At 58.7% G+C, this 21382-nt stretch carries 14 protein-coding genes; 4 read left to right on the top strand and 10 right to left on the bottom strand.

From position 1 onward, the window contains the following. Positions 1-5: 5 nt before the first annotated feature. The 5 genes from BQ9846_RS16460 to BQ9846_RS05090 form a co-directional block, all read right to left on the bottom strand. Positions 6-2774 carry a FecR family protein gene (locus BQ9846_RS16460; protein WP_144049380.1) on the bottom strand — a complete coding sequence of 923 codons (2769 nt, stop codon included), beginning with the start codon at positions 2772-2774 and terminating at the stop codon, positions 6-8. 11 nt (positions 2775-2785) lie between these two features. Continuing rightward, on the bottom strand, positions 2786-4207 hold the full coding sequence (locus tag BQ9846_RS05105; RefSeq protein WP_144049379.1) for a hypothetical protein: 1422 nt from the start codon (positions 4205-4207) through the stop codon (positions 2786-2788). Further along, a complete protein-coding gene (locus BQ9846_RS05100; RefSeq protein ID WP_075881647.1) occupies positions 4204-4977 on the bottom strand; it encodes a 3',5'-cyclic-nucleotide phosphodiesterase in 774 nt (257 codons plus the stop codon). The genes BQ9846_RS05105 and BQ9846_RS05100 overlap by 4 nt, the downstream gene beginning before the upstream one ends. A gap of 40 nt (positions 4978-5017) precedes the next feature. After that, positions 5018-6649 (bottom strand): HD domain-containing phosphohydrolase, encoded by a 1632-nt coding sequence (locus tag BQ9846_RS17145; protein WP_075879567.1) that lies wholly within the window; start codon positions 6647-6649, stop codon positions 5018-5020. Positions 6650-6756: 107 nt separating this feature from the next. Then, positions 6757-7392, bottom strand: a complete 636-nt coding sequence (locus tag BQ9846_RS05090) for a Crp/Fnr family transcriptional regulator (protein ID WP_075879566.1) — start codon at positions 7390-7392, stop codon at positions 6757-6759. A gap of 206 nt (positions 7393-7598) precedes the next feature. On the opposite strand from BQ9846_RS05090, the gene BQ9846_RS05085 reads away from it, so the two are divergent. Continuing rightward, a complete protein-coding gene (locus tag BQ9846_RS05085) occupies positions 7599-9275 on the top strand; it encodes an NAD-dependent malic enzyme (RefSeq protein WP_075879565.1) in 1677 nt (558 codons plus the stop codon). Positions 9276-9350: 75 nt separating this feature from the next. Here the strand turns inward: BQ9846_RS05085 and acnA are convergent, their stop codons facing one another. Then, entirely contained in the window at positions 9351-12104 is a 2754-nt protein-coding gene (gene acnA / locus BQ9846_RS05080; RefSeq protein ID WP_075879564.1) for an aconitate hydratase AcnA, read from the bottom strand. 314 nt (positions 12105-12418) lie between these two features. On the opposite strand from acnA, the gene trxB reads away from it, so the two are divergent. After that, on the top strand, positions 12419-13369 hold the full coding sequence (gene trxB / locus BQ9846_RS05075; protein ID WP_075879563.1) for a thioredoxin-disulfide reductase: 951 nt from the start codon (positions 12419-12421) through the stop codon (positions 13367-13369). A 9-nt stretch (positions 13370-13378) separates the two neighbouring features. On the opposite strand, the gene BQ9846_RS05070 is transcribed toward trxB, so the two are convergent. Then, a complete protein-coding gene (locus tag BQ9846_RS05070; protein WP_075879562.1) occupies positions 13379-13891 on the bottom strand; it encodes a GspH/FimT family pseudopilin in 513 nt (170 codons plus the stop codon). A gap of 191 nt (positions 13892-14082) precedes the next feature. On the opposite strand from BQ9846_RS05070, the gene thiO reads away from it, so the two are divergent. After that, complete coding sequence (gene thiO, locus BQ9846_RS05065; RefSeq protein ID WP_075879561.1) at positions 14083-15174, top strand: glycine oxidase ThiO; 1092 nt, start codon at positions 14083-14085, stop codon at positions 15172-15174. Positions 15175-15185: 11 nt separating this feature from the next. Here the strand turns inward: thiO and BQ9846_RS05060 are convergent, their stop codons facing one another. Then, the gene (locus BQ9846_RS05060) at positions 15186-15488 is read right to left on the bottom strand and encodes a PP0621 family protein (RefSeq protein WP_075879560.1); all 303 of its coding nucleotides are present in this window, start codon (positions 15486-15488) and stop codon (positions 15186-15188) included. Positions 15489-15607: 119 nt separating this feature from the next. Between BQ9846_RS05060 and BQ9846_RS05055 the strand changes: the two genes are divergently transcribed. Next, the gene (locus BQ9846_RS05055; protein ID WP_075879559.1) at positions 15608-17242 is read left to right on the top strand and encodes an NAD+ synthase; all 1635 of its coding nucleotides are present in this window, start codon (positions 15608-15610) and stop codon (positions 17240-17242) included. Between the two features lie 13 nt (positions 17243-17255). On the opposite strand, the gene BQ9846_RS05050 is transcribed toward BQ9846_RS05055, so the two are convergent. Together BQ9846_RS05050 and BQ9846_RS05045 are read right to left on the bottom strand one after the other, a co-directional pair. Beyond that, positions 17256-19415, bottom strand: coding sequence for a putative bifunctional diguanylate cyclase/phosphodiesterase (locus tag BQ9846_RS05050; protein WP_235818918.1), 2160 nt, complete (start codon positions 19413-19415; stop codon positions 17256-17258). A 35-nt stretch (positions 19416-19450) separates the two neighbouring features. Beyond that, positions 19451-21151 carry a methyl-accepting chemotaxis protein gene (locus tag BQ9846_RS05045; protein WP_075879557.1) on the bottom strand — a complete coding sequence of 567 codons (1701 nt, stop codon included), beginning with the start codon at positions 21149-21151 and terminating at the stop codon, positions 19451-19453. Positions 21152-21382 lie beyond the last annotated feature (231 nt).

The raw sequence follows: 21382 nt of genomic DNA, 5'->3' as shown, positions 1-21382 counted from the left end.
GCTTATTAACCTCCAATATCAGGATCGTCGATCTCTAGGCCGTCAAAGCGCTCAAACACGCCGGTGCCGACATGCTCGTTGGTTTTTCCTTCATCACCGGAATTCCAAGCTTCAATCAAGCTCATAATCGCTTCGGCTTGTTCACCGATATACTTGCCGTTGAATTCGCCACTGTCAAAGCAGCCACTATCGCCACAGGATAAATTTTCCAGTGAGATATTATTAAGGGGGTAGGTTCCGTTTTCGAGCGAGCCATACCCATGCAGTACTCCATAATCTTCCAAGTGAATCTCAACTAGAGGGCCGTCACTGGAAAGCTCGACAAAGCTGTTGGTTGATATGGAGACAATCTCACCACCATCATTGGGTACTAAGCCAGTGCCGTCGACCCAGCTGAATATCACCCTTGTTTGGGTGTTGCTAATGGCTGACTCACTAAGTGACATGCTCAGGGAGTCGGAAATCGAAATTTCATCGGAAGCGGCGATAAAGGCGATGGGAGCGGAAAGTGCGCCTGTTTTGTCTACATAATGGGGCACTTCTGTATCCCGCTCCCAGTATCCCCAAACGATTTCTCCTCCACCTTCACCTTCACCTTCACCTTCACCAATTGGGTAGGTGCCAAAATTACCAGCATCAGGAGCGATATTACGCTGATAAAGCGCGTGTATATCTGCTTCGTCGCCAGAGCGATAAAGTGCATTGGTTTGGTCTGGCTTGAAGTCTATCCAGGGAGCGGTTTTCAGCTTACGCTCAAAGCCGAGGCTGCCGTAGGCGGTGATTGTATCGTCATCACCGGTATCAATTTCAACGTATAAGTTACCCATTGCACCGATAGCGGTCTCGTGACCCAGGAAGCGTCCGCTGAAATTGCCGTTTTCAATATCGGTACCAGATAGCGTGATCGTTTTGCGTGTGCCTTCGACAGCTACTGCGAAGTTAGTTAATGCGAGTTGTCCGCTGGCGTGGTATCTCTGCTCATCTTCTGTAGCATCGAGATAAAAATCGGCTGCGATAAAGAGGTCGGTACCGTCTGAACTAATGGTGAGCTGTGAGTCTTGCTCATCTAAATGCAGCGTTTTCCCATTAGTGCTAAGCCCGGTACTGGCTGCAACACTAAAAGGAATTGTGGAGCCTTGCAGGTCGCTTGGTGAAGTGAATAGAGTCGATAAGTCCTCTTCACTGATGGCACTTAATACCGCGTTGCTTGCCATGTAATGAAGATCGCCCTCAAGCGGGCTTAACGTCCCGTTTTCCTCATCCACAAGGCGTAGGTCGCTTGCCGCCCAGCGGCCCCAATATAAAGACGTATCTTCCGCAAGTGGCAAAGTATCCGCTATGACCGGTGTAGCATTCGAGATGCTATGAATCGACTGTGATTGCGAGCGGTTAATGCCGGTAAGGGCGCCACCGTCTTCCCGCCAGCGCGTGGCGTTAGCGGAGATACCTGAGAGGTTGTTGTCTTTGCGATCAAACGCGACGGTAACAAAGCTGGTGTCAGGATCACTTCCTATAAAGTCACTACCCGGTGTATCTCGGTTACGCAGTGCATTAAGGCTATCGAAGACAAGTTCTGTTTGGATAAGCTGATTGAGTTCTGGTTCTTCGCTTGATTCATCATTACCACCAGTTCCACCAGTTCCACCAGTTCCACCAGTTCCACCAGTTCCACCAGTTCCACCAGTTCCACCAGTATCGTCGGTCTCATCCGAGTCGTCGGTGTCGTCGGTCTCATCCGAGTCGTCGGTGTCGTCGGTTTCATCCGAGTCGTCGGTGTCGTCGGTTTCATCCGAGTCGTCGGTGTCGTCGGTTTCATCCGAGTCGTCGGTGTCGTCGGTCTCATCCGAGTCACCGGTGTCATCAGTCTCGTCTGAATCGTCGATAATCTCTTCTGCATCTTGTTCTGTTTCTGCCAGTGACACGTCAATTTCGGTTTCGCTTTGGGTCTCCTGCAACTCGTTTGTGTCGACGGAGGTTAGCTCGGCGTTGTCAAAAAACGTGCCTTCCGTGGAGGTTGTTGTCGTAGGGCTGGTGTCACTTGCTGGTGGTTCGGTGCCTTGGGCGGCATCTGTTGAAGGTGTTTCCTCACTCTCGTTTTCGCTGCCTTGCGGCATGTTGTTATCAAGCTGCTCAAAGATGTTGACTCCGCCAGGCACTAGCTGTGGCGCAGCATCGCGCGATGGTGAGAAGAAGACTTGCCCGGGGCGAATCAAGGTTTCGCCGGCATCCGTCGACATGGCCAGCATGCCGCTTTCGACGTAAAGGTAGCTGCCTGGGTTGACGCCGGGCAGGGCGTCGCTTCCGCCTTCGGGTATGTGCAGAATTTGAAAGCTGGTGCCGCGGATGCCCATGGTGGCAACGGGGGTGCTATGCGTGACGTTTTCCGGGGCGTTGCGGCCGATGGCGCCGGTAATCGCACGCAACCCTCCACGCAGCAGCTCACCACTTTGTTCCGAGTCTTCCGGTGAGTCTTCGTCGAGTTCGTAGCGCTCAAGAGTGTAAGAGCTTTCAGGACGAATGGCTTTGGTGCCGCCGTCGCTATAACGTAGCTGAAGCGTGCTGGCGGCCTCGGTGTGAAAGGTATCGCCGGCGAAGAAGTCGGCGCCGCGCTCGGCGGGCAAGCGTTCACCGTCACGCTCGATGGTGGCATTGCCGTGAACAAACATCACTCGCCCAGCCGGTGTGTCGGCAAAGGAAGGGAAGGGTAGCAGCGCCAGGCTACCTAGGCTTAGCGAGGTGAAACGCGCCAGTGGGCGCTTATGAAAACAGACCATAACAATCCCCGTTAAAAAAGGTAGCGAAGCCCTAGCTGTGTTTGGTAGCGGCGCGTGTCAAAGAACTCAATGGATGAGTTGCGCCGCTCAGCATCGGCGCTGGCTTCCAGCAGCCAGTCGCTATTGAGCTGGTAAAGCCAAGCTAGCCGTGCTTGCCAAATGCGGTCGCGGCGCTCAGTGGGCGCAAAGTCGTTATAGGGCGCGAAGCCGTCATCCTGATAGGTGCGGATTCGGTGGTTGAGATCGGCGCGAATCAGATGTTGGTCATTAATGGGGTAGTCCATGCCGGCGCCAAGCCGCACTTGGAGAAGGTCCCCGCCGTCGCGGTCGCTATCGGCCCACTCGTGCTCAAATTGCGCGCTTAAACGCGTGCGGAAATCAGCGTGGTTGGTCGCCCATTGAATACCCATACGGCCGGCATCGTAATTATTGTTGGAAGCGCTAAAGCGGTTATGTTGCGCGCCGAGCTGCCAGGTGAGTTCGCTGTCTAAGCCGATGGGCTGGCGTAGATCGGCCGCGGTACCCCAGCGGGTGAGCAAGCGGCTTTGGCTGCGCCCGCTCCAGCCTTGTAGCGCCGAGCCGCGCAACGTCAGCACGTGCTGTGCGGCTAAGTCGCGCTGATAACCGACCTGGGCTTGAGCCAGCGTGAGGTCATAATCTTGCGCGGCTTCTTCGGTATAGCGCTGCGCTTGGCCGGTGGTACTGACTCGCCAGCGGGACTGCTCATCGATAGGAAAAACGCCCTGGTAGCTGCCTTGTAGGCGTTGATAGGTACTGGCGTCGCGGCTGAATACCCGCTCGTCGAACTGCGAGGGGTCGCCGTCTGGCTCCAACCCCGCCTCGATGAGGTCGTCTACCACCCGACGCAAATCGGGCTGCAGCGGGTCGATCGCAATTTCGTTAGGGAATCGCTGTGGATTGCTATCGTAACCAAGGTCCACCCCTAAACGGGCTTGGTGTTGCGGGCTGCTTTCCGCTTGACGGCGCTGCTTGATCACCGCTTGAAACCGGGCAATGGCGGCTTGTGCCTCGGGCGGTGGAGAAAGCGCTTGCAGTTGTTCGATTTCACGCTCGGCAGCACGGCGCTGGTCGAGCTGTAGCAGCGCGGCAACCCGCTCCATGCGGGCGCCGGCGTGGCTTGGCTGGCGTAAAATTGCCCGGTCCAACGCCATCAGCGCGTGACTGGGCTCGCCCGCACGCAGCGCGGCAACGCCCAGCCAATAATCGAACTCAGGCGTGCCGCTGTGCTCAAGTTCTTCGGCTTGGAGCAGCGAGTAGGCTTCTTGATTTTCGTCTTGAGCAAGCGCTTGTTGGGCCCTTTCGAGTTCGATTTGGTATCCCCAGGCGGAGGAGGCTAGCGTCACGCTCAAAAATGCACCAATAACGCAGTGGTATGGGCGTCGAGAGACGTTGAGCGGCATGGCGTTCCTCATAAGGGCAACTCCCAGTGCAGCGTAGAGGGGAGCTCTTGGCGCAGCTCCATGATGATGGTGTCACGCTGTTTGGGTTTAAGGTGAGTAATCGATAGTGTTTCGGGCAGCGTATGCAGGCCATCGAGCAGGGTGGCGAGTCGCTGCGGCGTCAGGTGGTGGGCGATGTCTGCCAGTGCGTCCAGATGATTGCTAAAGGCGCATTCGATAACCAAACGGTCGAGAGCGCCTAGGCGGTTAAGCGAGGCGATCGTTGTGTCGCTAAGGCCGGTATCGCCGCTGATCGCCATCTGGGTGGTGCCATCGCTAATGCAGTAGCCGCAGGTGGGAACCCCATGAGAAACGGGAAACGGTGTCACCTGAAGCGCTACATGGGCGTCTCCGGGTAACGTAAACGGCTGCCACAAGGTGATAGGCACAAAGCGAAGAACAGGCGCCTTTGCAGAGGGAAGGCGGGTGAAATCGGGCCAAATCTGGCCGTTGAAAATATGCGTCTTGAGTGTTTCGAGTACTTCCGGCAGCGCATAGACGCTTAGGGCGCGCTCCTGTTCGACAAGCGTTTCAAACTGCGTATCGATGAGAAGCGGCAGGCTTGCGATGTGATCAAGGTGCGCATGTGTCAGCAGTACGTTGCTCAATGATGAAAGCGCCGTGTCACTGAGGCGGGATACCCCCGTGCCTGCATCAATCAGCGTATGCGACGGCAGGTAAAAAGCGATAGTGCCTTGTTGCGATTCTAGGCCGCCGCTTGCGCCAAGTGTGAGTAGTTGCATAGCGTTATTCGTCTTTTTTTGTGGCTCGGGAGTCGAGGCGTCAGCGCCGCAGCCCAGGGAGCGCGGCCTCATCCACTGTGTCGATCTGCTCCTCGGCAAGATGCTGGCGCGCGTACTCCAAGTAGACTTTCTCTTCGATAAAAACGGCAAAAAGGTCCGGGTCCAAGTGGCTCTCCTCCACCATGCGGCCCATGATGGTCAGTGCCTGTGATAGCTTCATCGGTGCCTTGTAGGGCCTATCCGGGGCGGTGAGAGCCTCAAATACATCGGCAATACCCATCATCCGGGCGGGTAGGGAGAGCTGCTCGCGTGTTAGCCCCTTGGGATAACCGGTCCCGTCCATGCGTTCATGGTGCCCCCCGGCGTACTCGGGCACGCGCTGTAGATGTTTGGGGAAGGGAAGCTCACCGAGCATGTCGAGGGTGGCGGTCATGTGTCCTTCGATAATCTTGCGCTCGTCCGCGTTAAGCGTTCCGCGGCGAATGCAGAGGTTATCCAGCTCATCGGCGGTCAGCAGCGGCTGCTGATGGCCCTCGGCGTCTTGCCAGGTCTCGCGGGCAATGGCGTGCAGCCGCTCAATGTCCTCGTCGCGCATAAATTCGCCGCCGGTATTGGCCTGGCGAATGAACGCTAAATCCTCGATAAGTTGTTGCTGTTGGGCGGTAAAGGGCGTGCGTTGGGCGTCTTTAAAGGGCTCACCGCTGCGATAAGCGTCGAGTTCAGCGCGTAGCTGCGCCGCGTCAAGTGCCTGCTGTTTCGCGGCGAAGCGCGCCTCGATCATGGGCAGGCGGCTGAATAGCCCCTCAAGCTTGGTCGACTTCTCCATCACGTGGTGGGGCGTGACGACCTTGCCGCAATCATGCAGCCAGGCAGCGGTTTTGAGTTCGTAGCGGTCCCCGTCATTGAGATGAAAGTCAACGACTTCAGGGCGCGTTGAGCGGTGCGTGGCTTCCGCCAGCAGCAGGGTGGCTTCTGGCACGCGCCGGCAGTGGGCGCCGGTGTGCGCGGATTTGGCATCAATCGCCGTGGCGATCACGCGGGTAAAACTGTCAAACAGCGCCTGCATTTCCGCTATCAAGCGTTGGTTGGTGATGGCGACCGCCGCTTGGGAGGCGAGAGATTCGGCGATATGCTGATCCGCTTGGCTAAACACACCGTCAATTCCTGCGTCGGTGCGTTTGTTGAGTAGCTGCAGTACCGCCACAGTATCGCCTTCGTGGTTATGCATGGGCACGGTGAGAAAGGCGCGCGAACGGTACCCCGTGGCCTGGTCAAATTGCCGGGTGCCCGAGAAATCGAACCCTTCCGCTGCGTAAGCGTCTTCAATGTTGACGGTGCAGTCGTTTAAGACGGTATAGGCGACGACGAGATGCTCATTGGGCGAGCCATCGGCTTGGTGCAACGAAATCGTGGGGAATTGATCGCCTACCGGATCGCTAAGCCCTCCGAGGTGAATATTTAGCGTGTCGTTCTGCACGATCGCGAACGAGAGTTGCTGCTTTTCGGCATTGACGGTGTAGAGCGTGCCGGCGTCCGCCCCGGTTAATTCGCGCGCGCTGGTAAGAATGCGCTCAAGCAAGGCGTTATGGTTACGCTCGGAGGAGAGCGCAATGCCGATTTCGTTGAGTTGACGAATCCGGGTAATGTCACCGTCACAAGCGGTCTTGTCCATAAAGCATCCTAATTACGCTTGTCTGCACTCAGCATATAGGCTTATTCGTGTTAATGCCTAATAGGATGGGCAACAATATTTCCTCAGTGCAAAGCGCCTTGGTACGGTTAGCGCGTCAGCTTGTTGGCCATGTCCATGCCTATCGTCCCCTGCAGGGCGTCTTTCAGCTCGGGGTCGCGCTGATAAAGCCGCTCTAGAGTGGATGTCGGCCAGGCGATATAGCGCACCGGGGCTTCGGCGACGACATCGGCGCTGGTGAGCTTACCGCTGATAAAGCTCATTTCACCGGCGAAATCGCCCGGCTGTAGCATCGCCCGTCGCTGTCCATCGGCCTTGACGCTGGCTTCGCCGGAGAGCAGTAGCAGCAGGGCATTCAGTTCGTGTCCTTGATGGATAAGGTGCTCGCCAGAGGGCACCTCATACCTCTCAGCCCGCTGCATCAGGCGCCGAATCTTGCGCGGCTTGAGCAAACGCAAGGTGGTGTGCTTAAGCCATTGCTCCTCGTCGCTGAGCTTTACTGGGCGACGCTGCAGCAGCAGAACGGTTAGGTTGAAGGCATTGATGACGATAAAGGCGACCTGCCACACCATCGCCGAGTAGAGAGGCGTGGCTTGAAAATAAAAATAGGGTAGCGTGCTGCTCGCGGCGAGAATCGTAATCGCGCGCAGGTAAGCCATATCGCGCACCATATACGCCAGGCAAAACAGGATATTGGCAAAGAAAAACAGCGCTACAGTAAGCACATGACCCCCATTACGCCACGACGCTTAGGCAAGTGATCCAAAATGCTGAGTATGAGTAAACTAGTGTTACAGAAGAGCTTGGCAAAGTCTTCTCCAACGGGTAAAGAGTTTGTCTCTGGGCCGTGCTACATTATGGCTAAGCATGCGTAAGTGCCTGGTTTTATTGCACTGCAGCAGCCATTGGAGACAAAAAGCGGAGAGTGCCCATGACCCAAGAAAAACGCCCTTTGTATATTCCCTATGCTGGCCCATCGCTTTTGGAGATGCCGCTTTTGAACAAAGGCAGCGCTTTCTCCCAACAGGAGCGACTGGCGTTTAATTTGATTGGGCTCTTGCCGCAAAAGGTCGAGACCATCGAGGACCAGCTAGAGCGCGCGTATCGCCAGTATCAGCAGTGCCATAGCGACCTTGAGCGCCATATCCATCTGCGCGCCATTCAAGACGACAATGAGACGCTCTACTTCCGTTTGGTATCCGAGCACTTAGAAGAGATGCTGCCGATTATTTATACGCCAACCGTGGGAAAGGCGTGTCAGGAGTTCTCTAATATTTACCGCAACCACCGGGGGCTCTTTATTAGTTACCCGGATCGCGACTACATGGACGATATCCTGCGCAGCGCCACCAAAGATAATGTCAAAGTGATCGTGGTGACCGATGGAGAGCGCATTTTGGGGCTGGGGGACCAAGGCATCGGGGGTATGGGTATCCCTATCGGCAAGCTGGCGCTCTATACCGCCTGCGGTGGTATTAGTCCGGCGTATACGCTGCCGATCATGCTGGACGTCGGCACCAATAATCAGTCGCTGCTGGATGACCCGATGTACATGGGTTGGCGCCATGAGCGCGTGAGTCAGGAGGAGTACGACGCCTTCATGGACGACTTTATCGCGGCGGTTAAACGCCGTTGGCCAAACGTGCTGCTGCAGTTCGAGGATTTCGCCCAAGCCAATGCGGTCCCGCTGTTGGAGCGCTATCGCGAAGAGCTGTGCTGCTTCAACGATGATGTACAGGGTACCGCCTCGGTGGTGGTGGGCACGCTCATGGCCGCTTGCCAGGCCCGTGAAGAGACCATCGCCGATCAGCGTGTGGTGTTTGTCGGCGGCGGCTCGGCGGGCTGTGGCATCGCCGAGCAAGTGGTGGTGTCGATGATGGCGGAAGGCTTGAGCGAAGCGGATGCCCGCGCGCGTATTTTCATGGTCGACCGTGAAGGGCTAATGACCTCGGACCAGGCGTGGCATCGCGATTTTCAGCGCCGCTTGGCCCACGACGTAACCCTGGTGGAGGATTGGAACGGCCAGGCGCTGGAGGAGACCATTGCCCGGGTGAAACCCTCCGTGCTGATTGGCGTGTGCGGGCAGCAGGGGATTTTCACCGAAGAGGTGATCCGCACGATGCACGCCGGCTGCGAGAACCCGGTGATCATGCCGCTCTCTAACCCTACCTCGCGCGCCGAGGCGGTGCCCGAGGATGTGATTCGTTGGACCGACGGCAAAGCGCTGGTGGCCACCGGCAGCCCCTTCGCGCCGGTGGTGTATAACGGCCGAACCTACCCTATTGCGCAGTGCAATAACGCCTACATCTTCCCGGGTATCGGGCTGGGTGTACTGGCCGCGCGGGCCACGCGGGTGACCGATGAGATGCTGATGAGCGCCTCCCGCGCGCTGGCCCGCGAGGCGCCGCTGGTCAAAGAGGGCAAGGGGGCGCTATTGCCGCCGCTGTCACGGATTAGCGAGATCAGTAAATCCATCGCCTTTGAGGTCGCCGCGCAAGCGCAGCAAAACAGCGTCGCGCTGAAAACGGGCGGCACCAAGCTGCGTGAGGCCATTGAGCGCAACTGCTGGTCGCCGGAGTACCGCGCTTACCGCCGCCGCGCGTTTTAATACTGTTTTCGTAGAGACGAAAAAAAGCCCCCACCGAAGTGGGGGCTGCAAGCATTGGCTCAATCGGTTGCCCGATTAGGCTGCGCCAATCATTTTACGCAGCACATAGTGAAGGATACCACCATGACGGTAGTACGCCAGCTCATTGGCGGTATCAATGCGGCACTTAGCGTCGAGCTCGTGCACTTCACCGTCCTCCTTGGTGATCCTGACCTTGGCGCTTCCGCCCGGGCTTAGCTCGGAAAGCCCCGCGATGGAGACCTCTTCATTGCCGGTCAAGCCCAGTGTTTTGCGGCTTTCCCCTTCGGGGAATTGTAGCGGGACCACGCCCATGCCGATCAGATTGGAGCGGTGAATACGCTCAAACGACTCGGCGAGCACCGCGCGTACGCCGAGAAGGCGCGTGCCTTTGGCCGCCCAGTCACGCGAGGAGCCGGTGCCGTACTCCTTGCCGGCAATCACCACTAGCGGCGAGCCTTCTTCCTTGTACTTCATGGCAGCGTCATAAATCGCCATCTGCTCGCCGCTGGGCACGTGGCGGGTCTCACCACCCACAACGCCGTCGAGCATCTCGTTTTGGATCCGCACGTTGGCGAAGGTACCGCGCATCATCACTTCGTGGTTACCGCGGCGCGAGCCGTAGGAGTTGAAGTCGACCGGCTTAACGCCGTGCTCCTGCAGGTAGCGACCTGCGGGGCTATCGGGCTTGATCGCGCCTGCGGGGGAGATGTGGTCGGTGGTCACCGAGTCACCGAGCATCGCCAGCACGCGCGCGTTCTTGACGTCTTCAATGGCCTCGGGTTCGCGGCCCATGCCTTCAAAGAAGGGCGGGTGCTGAATGTAGGTCGACTCCGGCCACTGGTAGACCTTGCTCTGGGGCACGTCGATGGATTTCCAGGTGTCGTCGCCCTCGAATACCTCGCCGTACTCCTTGCGGAACATCTCGGTATTCACTTGCTCCACGGCCTCGGCGATCTCCGCCTGCGACGGCCAAATGTCTTTCAGGTAGACGGGGTTACCGTCTTGATCGGTGCCTAGCGCGTCCTGGGTGAGGTCGCACTGCACGTTGCCGGCGAGCGCATAGGCGACGACCAAGGGGGGCGAGGCGAGCCAGTTGGTTTTGACCAGCGGATGGACGCGGCCTTCAAAGTTGCGGTTACCCGAAAGCACCGAGGCAACGGTTAAGTCCCCGTCGGTGACGGCTTTCTCGATCTCCTCGGGCAGCGGGCCGGAGTTACCGATACAGGTGGTGCAGCCGTAGCCGACGAGGTTGAAGCCGAGCGCGTTTAAGTCGTCGGTTAGGTCGGCGGCTTTAAGGTAGTCGGTGACTACCTTGGAGCCGGGCGCAAGCGATGTTTTGACCCACGGCTTGGTGGTTAAGCCTCTCTTGTGCGCATTGCGCGCCAACAAACCGGCCGCCATCATCACGCTGGGGTTGGAGGTGTTGGTGCAAGAGGTGATCGCCGCGATCACCACGGCCCCCGGGTCGAGCTTGAAGTCTTGGCCTTTGAAGCTGACATCCTGGCTGTCGGCGTGGTCGAAGCTGCGCTCAACGCCCACGGCCGTTTGGCCGCCTTCGGAGGAGAGCCGGCTGGGCTGCTGTGACTCTGAGGTTTTGTCTTCTTCCTGCATGACCTTGGCAAACGCGGCGGGCATGTTTTTCAGCTCAACGCGATCCTGCGGGCGTTTGGGGCCGGCGAGGCTGGCTTCCACCTCGTTCATGTCTAGTGCTAGCGTGTCGCTGAAAATCGGTTCATCGCCCGGCTCGCGCCATAGCCCTTGAGTCTTGCTGTAGGCTTCCACCAGCGCGACCTGGTCATCATCGCGGCCGGTTAAGCGCAGGTAGTGGAGGGTTTCCTCATCGACCGGGAAGAAACCGCAGGTGGCGCCGTACTCCGGGGCCATGTTGGCAATGGTGGCACGGTCGGCCAGCGGCAGGTCTTTGAGGCCGTCGCCGTAGAACTCAACGAATTTACCCACCACGCCTTTTTTGCGCAGCATCTCGGTTACCGTCAGCACAAGGTCGGTGGCGGTGATGCCTTCGCGCAGCTTGCCGGTGAGCTTAAAGCCTACCACTTCTGGGATCAGCATCGAGACCGGCTGACCCAGCATCGCCGCTTCCGCTTCGATGCCGCCAACGCCCCAGCCGAGCACGCCCAGGCCGTTGATCATGGTGGTGTGGGAGTCGGTACCCACCAGGGTGTCGGGGAAGGCGAACGTCTTGCCGTTCTCCTCTTTCGACCATACGGTTTGGCCGAGGTACTCCAGGTTGACCTGGTGGCAAATGCCGGTACCGGGCGGTACCACGCGGAAATTATCGAACGCCTCCTGGCCCCAGCGCAGAAATTCGTAGCGCTCGCGGTTACGCTTCATCTCGATATCGACGTTGTCCTGAAACGCCGACGCATTGCCGAATTCGTCCACCATCACCGAGTGGTCAATGACCAGATCCACCGGCGAGAGCGGGTTGATGCGCGCCGGATCCTCGCCGAGTTTTTCCACGGCGGCGCGCATGGAAGCGAGATCCACCACGCCGGGCACGCCGGTAAAGTCCTGCATCAGCACCCGCGCTGGGCGGTAGCCGATTTCACGGCTCGATTTGCCCTCTTTCTGCCAGTCGACCAGCGCTTGCATGTCCTCGGTGGCGACGCTTTCGTCATCGGCGAAACGCAGTTGGTTTTCAAGTAGAATTTTGAGGGTTTTGGGGAGTCGGTCGATATTGCCTAGCGCGCTAGCGGCGTGAGGAAGGCTGTAGTAGTGATAGGTCTGGCTACCTGCTTCGAGACGTTGTAGCGAATCGGCTTGTAGCGACTCGGAACTCTTACTCATATCCTTCTCCTTTTCAGCTCATCAGCTTATCAACGGTTCAGCTCCGCGGCCGTTTTGCAGCGCGGCAATCGGTGTTCTGCGTTATTCCTCTTCGACAATGCCTCAATACAGTAATAGCACATGGGTGTGTGGATAAATGGTTTCAAGGTCATATTCGCCTAATCGCCAAGATAGCCCCTTGCAATCACGCTGAGCTGGTATCATTCACCCCCCGAAAATCCTCCTCGGTCATCAGAGCCTGGGTAGCTTTCGACAGGCTCCCTTCGACAGGCTCAGGGTGAACGGTCAACACTGCATTTCATTAAGGTGCTTGCATGGAAACACGTCACGAACGCTTAATCATTCTCGGCTCCGGCCCCGCCGGTTACACCGCCGCCGTTTACGCCTCGCGGGCCAATCTAAAACCGCTGCTGATCACCGGCATGCAGGCGGGTGGCCAGCTGACCACCACCACCGACGTGGATAACTGGCCGGGGGATGCCGAAGGCGTGCAGGGCCCTGAGCTCATGGAGCGCATGAAAAAGCACGCCGAGCGTTTCAACACCGAAGTGCTGTTCGACCATATCCACGAGGTGACCCTGGGTGAAAAGCCTTTCACCCTAAAAGGCGATAACGGCATCTATACCTGCGATGCGCTGATCATCGCCACCGGTGCCAGCGCGCGCTACCTAGGCCTTGAGTCCGAACAGAAATTCATGGGGCAAGGCGTCTCCGCCTGCGCCACCTGCGATGGCTTTTTCTACCGTAAGCAAGACGTGGTGGTGGTCGGCGGCGGCAATACCGCCGTGGAAGAGGCGCTCTACCTTGCCAATATCGCCTCCAAGGTGACGCTGGTGCACCGCCGCGACACGCTACGCGCGGAGAAGATCCTGCAAGACAAGCTTGCCGAAAAGGTCAGGGCAGGCGTGATTGAGCTAGAGTGGTTCAAGGAAGTGGACGAGGTGCTAGGCGATAACACCGGCGTGACCGGCGTGCGGCTAAAATCCACGCTGGATGGCACGACCAAGGAGCTGCAAGCGCCCGGGCTATTTGTCGCGATCGGGCACACTCCCAACACGGGCATGTTTGAAGGTCAGTTGGAAATGAGTGGCGGCTACATCAAGGTGAAATCGGGGCTGGCCGGTAATGCCACCGCCACCAGCGTGCCAGGTGTGTTTGCCGCTGGTGATGTGATGGACCACGTCTACCGCCAAGCCATCACCTCGGCCGGCAGCGGCTGCATGGCCGCGCTCGATGCCGAGCGTTACCTCGATGGCCTCACCTAACCCCGCGTTTTACGTGGCGGAGCAGTCGTAGGGCTGCTCCGCTATTCGTAGTCGGCCGAGCTGACTCAATACCAGTTCGCGACCCTCCATCGCGCCGCTGGGGCAAACCCAAAAACGCCCGTTGTAGCCGCTACTGTGTCCTAGTGGCGTGAACTTTATACGCCGCCAGTTGCGGCTGTATTCAATTCCCGTGCGCTGAGCTGGCGGAAAAAACCGCACGATGTCGCTGGCCGTGAAGCCATCTTGCTGATCTCCAGCGACAACAAGAATCGGGCCGCTCCATTCATTGATACAGTTTTCCCGCGCGTCATCTGTTGGGCAGACCGTAATGTCCATTCGCTGCGTGATCGCTGTATTGCGCGCAAACGCCAGCGTGCTTTGCAGCTGGTTGACTGCCGCGCTGCGGGCGTTGCGCTCGCCAAAGGCGAGAAAGCTGGGCGTGGCGAGCGTTGCCATGATGCCTATCAGCAGCATCACCACCAGCAGTTCCAGTAGGGTAAACCCCTGTGATGGCTGTTTCACACGTCAATCTCCCTTTGTCGCGGTTAATCCATGCCGTGGTTAACCCATGTCGCGGTCAACTCGAGTGATAACGCCGCTTGACCCGCAGGGCTGCGCGGTTATGCTCAAGGTCGGCGGTCAGACGGAGGTGCTTCACCCATCAAGCTAGACGCTGCTGGCCAAAGCGATGTAAGCCAAAACGGACAAAACGTGTGAGCAATTTCTTAATTATTGGCGGCGGGGTCATCGGCATGATGACCGCGCTGCAGTTGGCGGATGCCGGCCAGCAGGTCACCTTGGTGGAGCGCAGCGAGTGCGGGCAGGAGTCTACCTGGGCGGGCGGAGGTATTGTGTCGCCGCTCTACCCTTGGCGTTACCCCACGGCCATTTCGCAGCTGTCGCGCTGGTCAGAGGGCGCTTACCCCACACTGGCGCTGCGCCTTTTGGAAGAGACGGGCATTGACCCTGAATATCGCCAGAAGGGGCTTTTGTACCTCGACGTCGATGATGAAAGCCGTGCTCTGGAGTGGGCGCGTGAGATGGGCAAGCCGCTTAAGCGCGTTGATAGTCGCTTCGTCGCACAAAAAGAGCCGCAAGCGGCCGCGAGCGAGCGCGCCCTATGGATGCCGACACTGGGCAGTATTCGCAACCCGCGTCTGGCGCAGGCGCTCATGGCGCGTTTAAGCGCCATGCCCGAGGTCACGCTGCATGAAGGCTGCGAGGTTAAGGGCTTTATCCGCCAAGCGGGCGCGGTCATTGGCGTTGAGACCTCTCAAGGGCCACACTACGGCGAGCACGTGATTGTCTGTGGCGGCGCTTGGGCGGCGGAATTATTGGCAACGCTGGAGATAGCGCTGCCGGTGCGCCCTGTTAAAGGGCAGATGATCGCCTTTCAAACGCCGCCGGGGCTGATTAAGCGCGTGATGCTCAAGGCGGGGCGCTATGTCATTCCCCGCGCCGATGGGCTGGTGTTGGCGGGCTCAACGCTGGAGGAGGCGGGCTTTGACAAAACCACCGACGCACAAGCGCTGGCGTTGCTCAAACAGAGCGCGGAGGCCATCGTGCCCGCCTTGGCGGCGCACCCCATCGCGCATCACTGGGCGGGCTTGCGCCCCGGCTCACCGGATGGCACACCGTTTATCGGCGCGGTGCCGGGTTATCAGGGGCTTTACGTCAACGCCGGGCATTTCCGCAATGGCTTGGTGCTAGCGCCGGCTTCGACCCATCTGCTGGTGGATCAACTATTAGGGCGAAAACCGGTGATCGACCCCGCGCCGTACCGGCTGGAAGGGCGCTTGGCCTAGTCGTATGTGGTCTAGTCGCGCTTGTCGGCGTCGTCGTGTTTATCCTGAGCAGGTGTTTCCTCGCGCTGCTCCTGGAGAAAGCGGTCACGGTGGGCGCTTGAGCAGAACCACTGCTGCTGCTCGCGCAGGGCCTCCTCTTCCGGCACGTGGACGTCGCACCATTGGCAGCGCACCATTTGGCCGCTATCGCGGCGTTCGGGTTTCTGTTCCAGCGCTTCGCGGTCGAGCTTCCACTCACGGTACATACCGTAAAGCTTGAGGCCGGCAAAAAATAGCACAGCGAAAATAATTAAACGAATGATCAACAGGTTCATCCTTTTCAAGCTCCCATGGGGGTGTCAGCGCGACCTTTGCCAGTCGCGGTCCCTTGCGGGACAATGGGGCAAATAGCGCAGCATTGCGATTTCACGATTCTCAAGAGATTTTGACGCCCATGCAAGACTTAACGCTGGTCATGGCCCAACTCGACCCTCTGGTGGGGGATATTCCCGGCAACGCCGCCCGTGCGATTGAAGCGGTGCGCGAGGCGCGCATCGAGCACGGCGCCGATATCGTGGTCTTCCCCGAGCTCTATCTTTCCGGCTATCCGCCCGAAGATCTCCTCCTTCGCCCGTCGATGGAGACGCGTTTGCGCGAGGCGCGCGCGACGATGGCGGAAAAAGTCGCCCGCGATGTGCTGGTGATTATCGGCTACCCCGGGGTGCGCGAAGGGCAGCGTTACAACCTCGCCGGTGTTTTGTATAACGGCCGGTGGGAGGCGGAGTACGCCAAACAGGCGCTGCCGAACTATCAAGTCTTCGATGAGCAGCGCTATTTTGCCCCCGGTAGCGAGCCGCTGGTGTACGAGCACAAAGGGGCGAAGCTCGGGCTTTTGATCTGCGAGGATCTCTGGGACGGCGCGCCGGTCAAGGCGGTCTGCGATGCGGGCGCTGAGCTTTTGATCAGCCTTAACGCCTCGCCGTATCATCACGATAAGCCCGCCGAGCGGCTGCGCCTGTTAGAGCAGCGCGCCCGCGATGCCGGCAAGCCGATTGTCTACGTCAACACCATTGGCGGCCAGGACGAATTGGTGTTTGACGGTGGCTCCTGCTGCGTGGACGGCGAAGGCGAGCTGAAAGTGCTGGCGCCCTACTGGCAGGCGGGACTGATGCCGGTGGAGCTGCTGCAGCAGAGTGCCGTGGCTTGGGTGCCACAACCGGGCGAGATCGAGCCGGATGTCGAACCCGAAGAGAGCCTTTACTGCGCGCTGGTGGCCGGGCTTCGGGATTACGTCAATAAAAGCGGCTTTAAAGGCGTGGTGCTCGGCCTCTCCGGGGGGATCGACTCGGCGCTGTCACTGGCGATCGCCGTGGATGCGCTGGGTCCGAAGCGGGTGAAGGCGGTGATGATGCCCTACCACTACACCGCCGATATCTCCAAGCAAGACGCCGCCGAGCAAGCCAAGATGCTAGGGGTCGAGTATGAGATCATGACCATCGAGCCGCTGGTGGATGCCTTCATGCTGGCGCTGGCCAACACCTTCGCCGGCACCGAGCGCGATACCACCGAGGAGAATTTGCAGTCGCGCTGTCGCGGGGTGCTGCTGATGGCGATCTCCAACAAAAAAGGGCTGATGGTGCTCACCACCGGCAACAAGAGCGAGATGGCGGTGGGCTACGCCACGCTCTATGGCGATATGGTGGGGGGCTACAACGCGTTAAAAGATGTCTACAAGACCTGGGTGTATCGCCTGGCGCGCTGGCGCAACACGCAGTCACCCGCGGTGCCCGAGCGGGTGATCGAGCGCCCGCCGAGTGCCGAGCTTGCCCCCGACCAGCAAGATAGCGACTCGCTGCCCGGCTACGATACCCTCGACGCCATTTTGGTGCGCTACATCGAGGGGGATATGAGCGCGGAGGCGATTATCGACGCCGGCTTTAAGCGCGAGGACGTGTATCAGGTCGTTAAGCTCGTCGACCGCAGCGAGTACAAGCGTCGTCAAGCGCCGGTCGGCGTGCGTGTCACGCCGCGCGGCTTCGGACGCGATCGCCGCTATCCGATCGTTAACGGCTGGCAGCCGGGCGAGTAATCCGACACCGCCGTCACGCTAACGCGGGCGGCGGCGCCAGACACGTCTGGGCCATTTCAGCGGCGCTGACGGGTTTGCAAAAGTAGTAGCCCTGATAGGCGTGGCACTGGTGTTCGCTTAAATAGCGCCAGTGCGCCTGGGTTTCGACCCCTTCAGCGATAATGTTGAGTCGTAGCGCCCGCCCCATGGCAATAATGGTCTGCACAATCGCCATATCCTCCGGGTCTTGATGCACATCGCGCACGAAGGATTGATCAATCTTGAGTTGATCAAGCGGCAAACGTTTTAAGTACTGCAACGAAGAGTAGCCGGTACCGAAATCGTCCATCGCGAAGCTGACGCCGAGGGCTTTGAGTTCATGCATGCGCGCGATGGTCTCTTCGACTTTCCCCAACACGGTGCTTTCGGTGAGCTCCAGTTTGAGCTTGTGCGCCGGCGCCCCGGTTTGCTCCAGCACCGTGGCGACCTCCTCGACGAATCCCCGCTGTTGAAACTGCTTTGCGCTGACGTTCACCGCCAGCACCAAGTCGGCGGTGTGGTCGTTTGCCTGCCAAATGACCAGCTGTTCGCAAGCGGCTTTAAGCACCCAGCTACCGATGGGGATAATCATGCCGCTCTCTTCCGCTAGGGGGATGAATTTACCCGGTGAGACAAAGCCGTTACGCGGGTGCTGCCAGCGAATCAGCGCTTCGGCCCCGATAGCGCGGCCGTGGTTATCAACCTGCATTTGATACACCAGCACAAACTCTTCGCGCGCAATCGCCAAGCGTAAGTCGCGCTCAAGTACGGTGCGCTCCTCGATTTCGGCTTGGATCGCCGGGTTGTAAAAGCGAATGCTGCCAGGGCCGCTTTTCTTGGCCACGTGAGCGGCGGCGTTGGCGTACTGAAACAGCGCGTTGATATCCTCATCGCCGCGGTGAAACAGGGCCACCCCTTGGCTTGCACTGATAAATTCGACGTTATCCTCCAGCCGAAATGGCTCGCATAGCGCTTGGCGGATTTGCTCGGCGAGCTGCTCGGCTTGCTCCGCCGCTTGCACATGCTCGTCGGCCAAGCCGTCGATAATCACCGCGAACTCATCGCCGCCTAAGCGCCCCAGGGTAAAACGCTCTTTTGCGAGCTGAGTTAAACGCTCGGCAATCTGGCGCAAAATGCTATCGCCAGCGCTGTGGCCGCTGCTGTCGTTGATGCGCTTAAACATATCGACATCGATATAGATCAGCGCGCCAACGGTTTGCGTTTGGTGGTTGGTTTCGATGGAGTGTTGCAGGTGTTCGCGCAGCAGACGCCAGTTGGGCAAGTCGGTCAGAGTGTCGTAGTAGGCAAGCTGATGCACCTTGTGCTCGGCGTCGCGGCGTTGGCGCTCGTTATCGCGAAAGATCAAAAGCGCATCAGCCAGCCGTTTGAGGGGCCCACTTTGGCGGTGGCTTATGCGCTCGATGGCACTTAGCGCCGGCAGGGTTTGGCGCGGGTTAGAGAGCTCTAAAATCGCATCGCCCACGAGCATCAGGCGTTTGTTCATACGCCATGCGGCAAACACGGCGGCGATGATAAGCAACAGCAAGATGCCAATACTGGAAAAAACGCTGGTAGAGAGCGAGCGGCCCAGATTGCCAAACGCCAGATCGTTTCGCTCGCTGGCGCGCTGGGTAAGCCCGGTTAAGACATGCTGTGTGAGCATCACGAAGCGGTTGAAGTTGCTCTGCGCTTCGCGCCAATAGACCATCACCTCTTCTTGGTTGAGCGTGGCGGCTTCATTGGCCATGGCAATAAAGCGCTGGTACTCCTGAAACGCCGCCTGCAGCGCGGCGGCGTTCTGCGGGGCTAAGTCGGTAATAAGCGGCGACTGGGTCAGGGTATCGACGCGATCACCGAGCGTGGAGAGCTGCTTGGTGATCGTGCCGTACTCGACATAGCGTTCCCTGCTGTTTAGCCCTTCTTGATTGGCCTCATTGAGCACGCTGCTGACACGTTGATGCAGCTCGCTGAGTTCACGCTCGAAGGTGGCCATCTGCGTAAGGGTTTGCAGGTCAGCGCGCTGCATCGCGTGGTTTTGTGCTGATTGGTGTTTAAACCCATGCAGGGCGGCAAGCCCCAGTGCCGCCGTGGGCACTATGATGATCAGCATGGGCAGTAAAAACACCATCAGCAGGCTCTGTGTGGGTTTCATCATCGCCTCACTTATCAGCTAAGGGCTATAGGCGGCGGTTAGAAGCTTTCCCACTCGTCGGTTGCTTGGCTGGCGGGGGCGGCACGCTCTGCACGCTCGGTGCGACGCGGGGCGGCTGGAAGGCTCGCCGTCTGGGTGCCGGTGTCGTTAGGGGCCGTATTGGGCAGCTTGAACTGCGACATGGCATCGATTAAGCGGTGCGCGTTATGGCGCAGATTGTCGGCGGACTTGGCGCTCTCATGGACGAGGCTCGCGTTTTGCTGGGTGACCTGATCCATCTCGGTGACTGCCTGGCCGACTTCCTGAACCCCTGCGCTCTGCTCGGCGCTGGCGTTGCTGATCTCTTGCATGATGTCGGTCACGCGCGAAATGGCCGCGACGATCTCTTCGGTGGATTTACTCGCTTCCTCGGCGCGCGCGTTGCCGTGGTTGACGCGCTCTAGGTTACTGGAGATGAGTTCATTGATTTCACGCGCTGCATCGGCGCTGCGCTGAGCGAGCTTGCGCACCTCTTCCGCGACCACGGCAAAGCCACGTCCGTGCTCGCCTGCCCGAGCGGCTTCCACCGAGGCGTTGAGCGCCAATATGTTGGTCTGGAAGGCGATGGAGTCGATGGTGGAGATAATGCCGGCGATCTCCTGCGAGCTCTGGTTCAGCTCATTCATGGTGGTCACCACCTGATGCACGGCTTCCCCGCCCTGTGATGCGGTGGTGGAGGCGCTGGCGGCTTCATCGCTTGCCTGGGCGGAGTTATCAGCGTTCTGTTTGACGGTGCTGTTGAGCTCCTCCATGGCGGACGCGGTTTCGGCCAAGGCGCTGGCCTGCTGTTCGGTGCGCGAGGAGAGATCGTTATTGCCTTCGGCGATCTGTTCGCTGTTGCTCGCCACGGCGTCAGCGGAGGCGCGTACTTTGGCGACGATACTCTGCAGTTGACGCGCCATTTCCACCTGGGCGGCCATGATGCTGCGCGTGTCGCCTTTTTTGAGCTGGCCTTGGGTGGCTAGTTCGCCGCGGCCGATGGCTTCGGCGAAGGCTTTGACTTCATAAGGTTCAGCGCCAAGTTCGCGCAGGAGCTGGCGCGAGAGAAACCAGGCAATCGCGGCGCCGAAAAGGAGAGCGAAGAGCGTCAGGCCGAACATTTGCATCTGAAAGCCCGAGGCCGTATCGCGTGCGTGATTGGTCGTGGCGTTGTTTATCTGTTCTTGCAGGTCGATGTAGGCGTTGATGCGGTCGAGCCACTCGGCATAGGCCGGGCCCGCTTGGTCAAGCAGCAGCGTCTCGGCGCGCGGTAGGTTGCCCGCATCGCGCGCGTTGATAACCTGCTGGGTAAGCTCAAGCGTGGTTTGCTGCTGCGCGTCGATACGGTCAAGGAGGCGCTGCTCCTCTTCATTGCTGGCGTGCTCGGAGAGAACTTCCTGCATACCGCTTGTTGCCTCGGCGTAATTGTCGCGCAGGCGCTGCATCAGGCTTTTTTGTGAGTTGACCATGCTTTCGTCGTCGGTGAGCACGATATCGCGCAGGGCGATGGCGCGATCATGGACGCTACCGCGCCAGTCGACGGCGAAGCTCTGTTTCAGTCCATTCACATCATTGATTTGGTTTAAGTCACGATCGATCTGGTTGACTTGGTAGATGCCGGCGCCTGTTAGCACCACGAGTAGGGCCAGAAGCGTGGCAAACCCTATAGTGAGGCGGGTTCCGATGCGGCTCTGAGCGAGGCGAGCATACAGCGAAGACATACTTTCTCCTTAAGGCACCGTGCAGGTGCTTGATCATGAGTGTCCTTCAGATACTAGCCCGGGGTATTAGTTTTGTACAACTATCGAGATTTTTAGTTTTACCTATGCTTATAATCAAATTCCTTAAATAGGCGGGTATCAGGCAGTTAAGGCATTATTTTGCAAAATAAAAAAACACCACGCCGACGCGTGGTGTTAAGTAATGGCCTTGGTTGTACAGCAATAGGGTTG

The organism is Vreelandella massiliensis (assembly GCF_900155385.1).
Classification (GTDB): domain Bacteria; phylum Pseudomonadota; class Gammaproteobacteria; order Pseudomonadales; family Halomonadaceae; genus Vreelandella; species Vreelandella massiliensis.
Note: the sequence above shows the minus strand (reverse complement) of the source record. Positions and strands in the feature narration are given on the sequence as shown.

What these genes read in the sequence shown, in the direction of transcription:
- BQ9846_RS05060 (WP_075879560.1), bottom strand. Translation starts at nt 15,488, where the DNA reads ATGAACCTGTTGATCATTCGTTTAATTATTTTCGCTGTGCTATTTTTT.
- BQ9846_RS05100 (WP_075881647.1), bottom strand. Translation starts at nt 4,977, where the DNA reads ATGCAACTACTCACACTTGGCGCAAGCGGCGGCCTAGAATCGCAACAA.
- BQ9846_RS05105 (WP_144049379.1), bottom strand. Translation starts at nt 4,207, where the DNA reads ATGAGGAACGCCATGCCGCTCAACGTCTCTCGACGCCCATACCACTGC.
- BQ9846_RS16460 (WP_144049380.1), bottom strand. Translation starts at nt 2,774, where the DNA reads ATGGTCTGTTTTCATAAGCGCCCACTGGCGCGTTTCACCTCGCTAAGC.
- BQ9846_RS05055 (WP_075879559.1), top strand. Translation starts at nt 15,608, where the DNA reads ATGCAAGACTTAACGCTGGTCATGGCCCAACTCGACCCTCTGGTGGGG.
- BQ9846_RS17145 (WP_075879567.1), bottom strand. Translation starts at nt 6,649, where the DNA reads ATGGACAAGACCGCTTGTGACGGTGACATTACCCGGATTCGTCAACTC.
- BQ9846_RS05050 (WP_235818918.1), bottom strand. Translation starts at nt 19,415, where the DNA reads ATGATGAAACCCACACAGAGCCTGCTGATGGTGTTTTTACTGCCCATG.
- trxB (WP_075879563.1), top strand. Translation starts at nt 12,419, where the DNA reads ATGGAAACACGTCACGAACGCTTAATCATTCTCGGCTCCGGCCCCGCC.
- BQ9846_RS05085 (WP_075879565.1), top strand. Translation starts at nt 7,599, where the DNA reads ATGACCCAAGAAAAACGCCCTTTGTATATTCCCTATGCTGGCCCATCG.
- BQ9846_RS05045 (WP_075879557.1), bottom strand. Translation starts at nt 21,151, where the DNA reads ATGTCTTCGCTGTATGCTCGCCTCGCTCAGAGCCGCATCGGAACCCGC.
- acnA (WP_075879564.1), bottom strand. Translation starts at nt 12,104, where the DNA reads ATGAGTAAGAGTTCCGAGTCGCTACAAGCCGATTCGCTACAACGTCTC.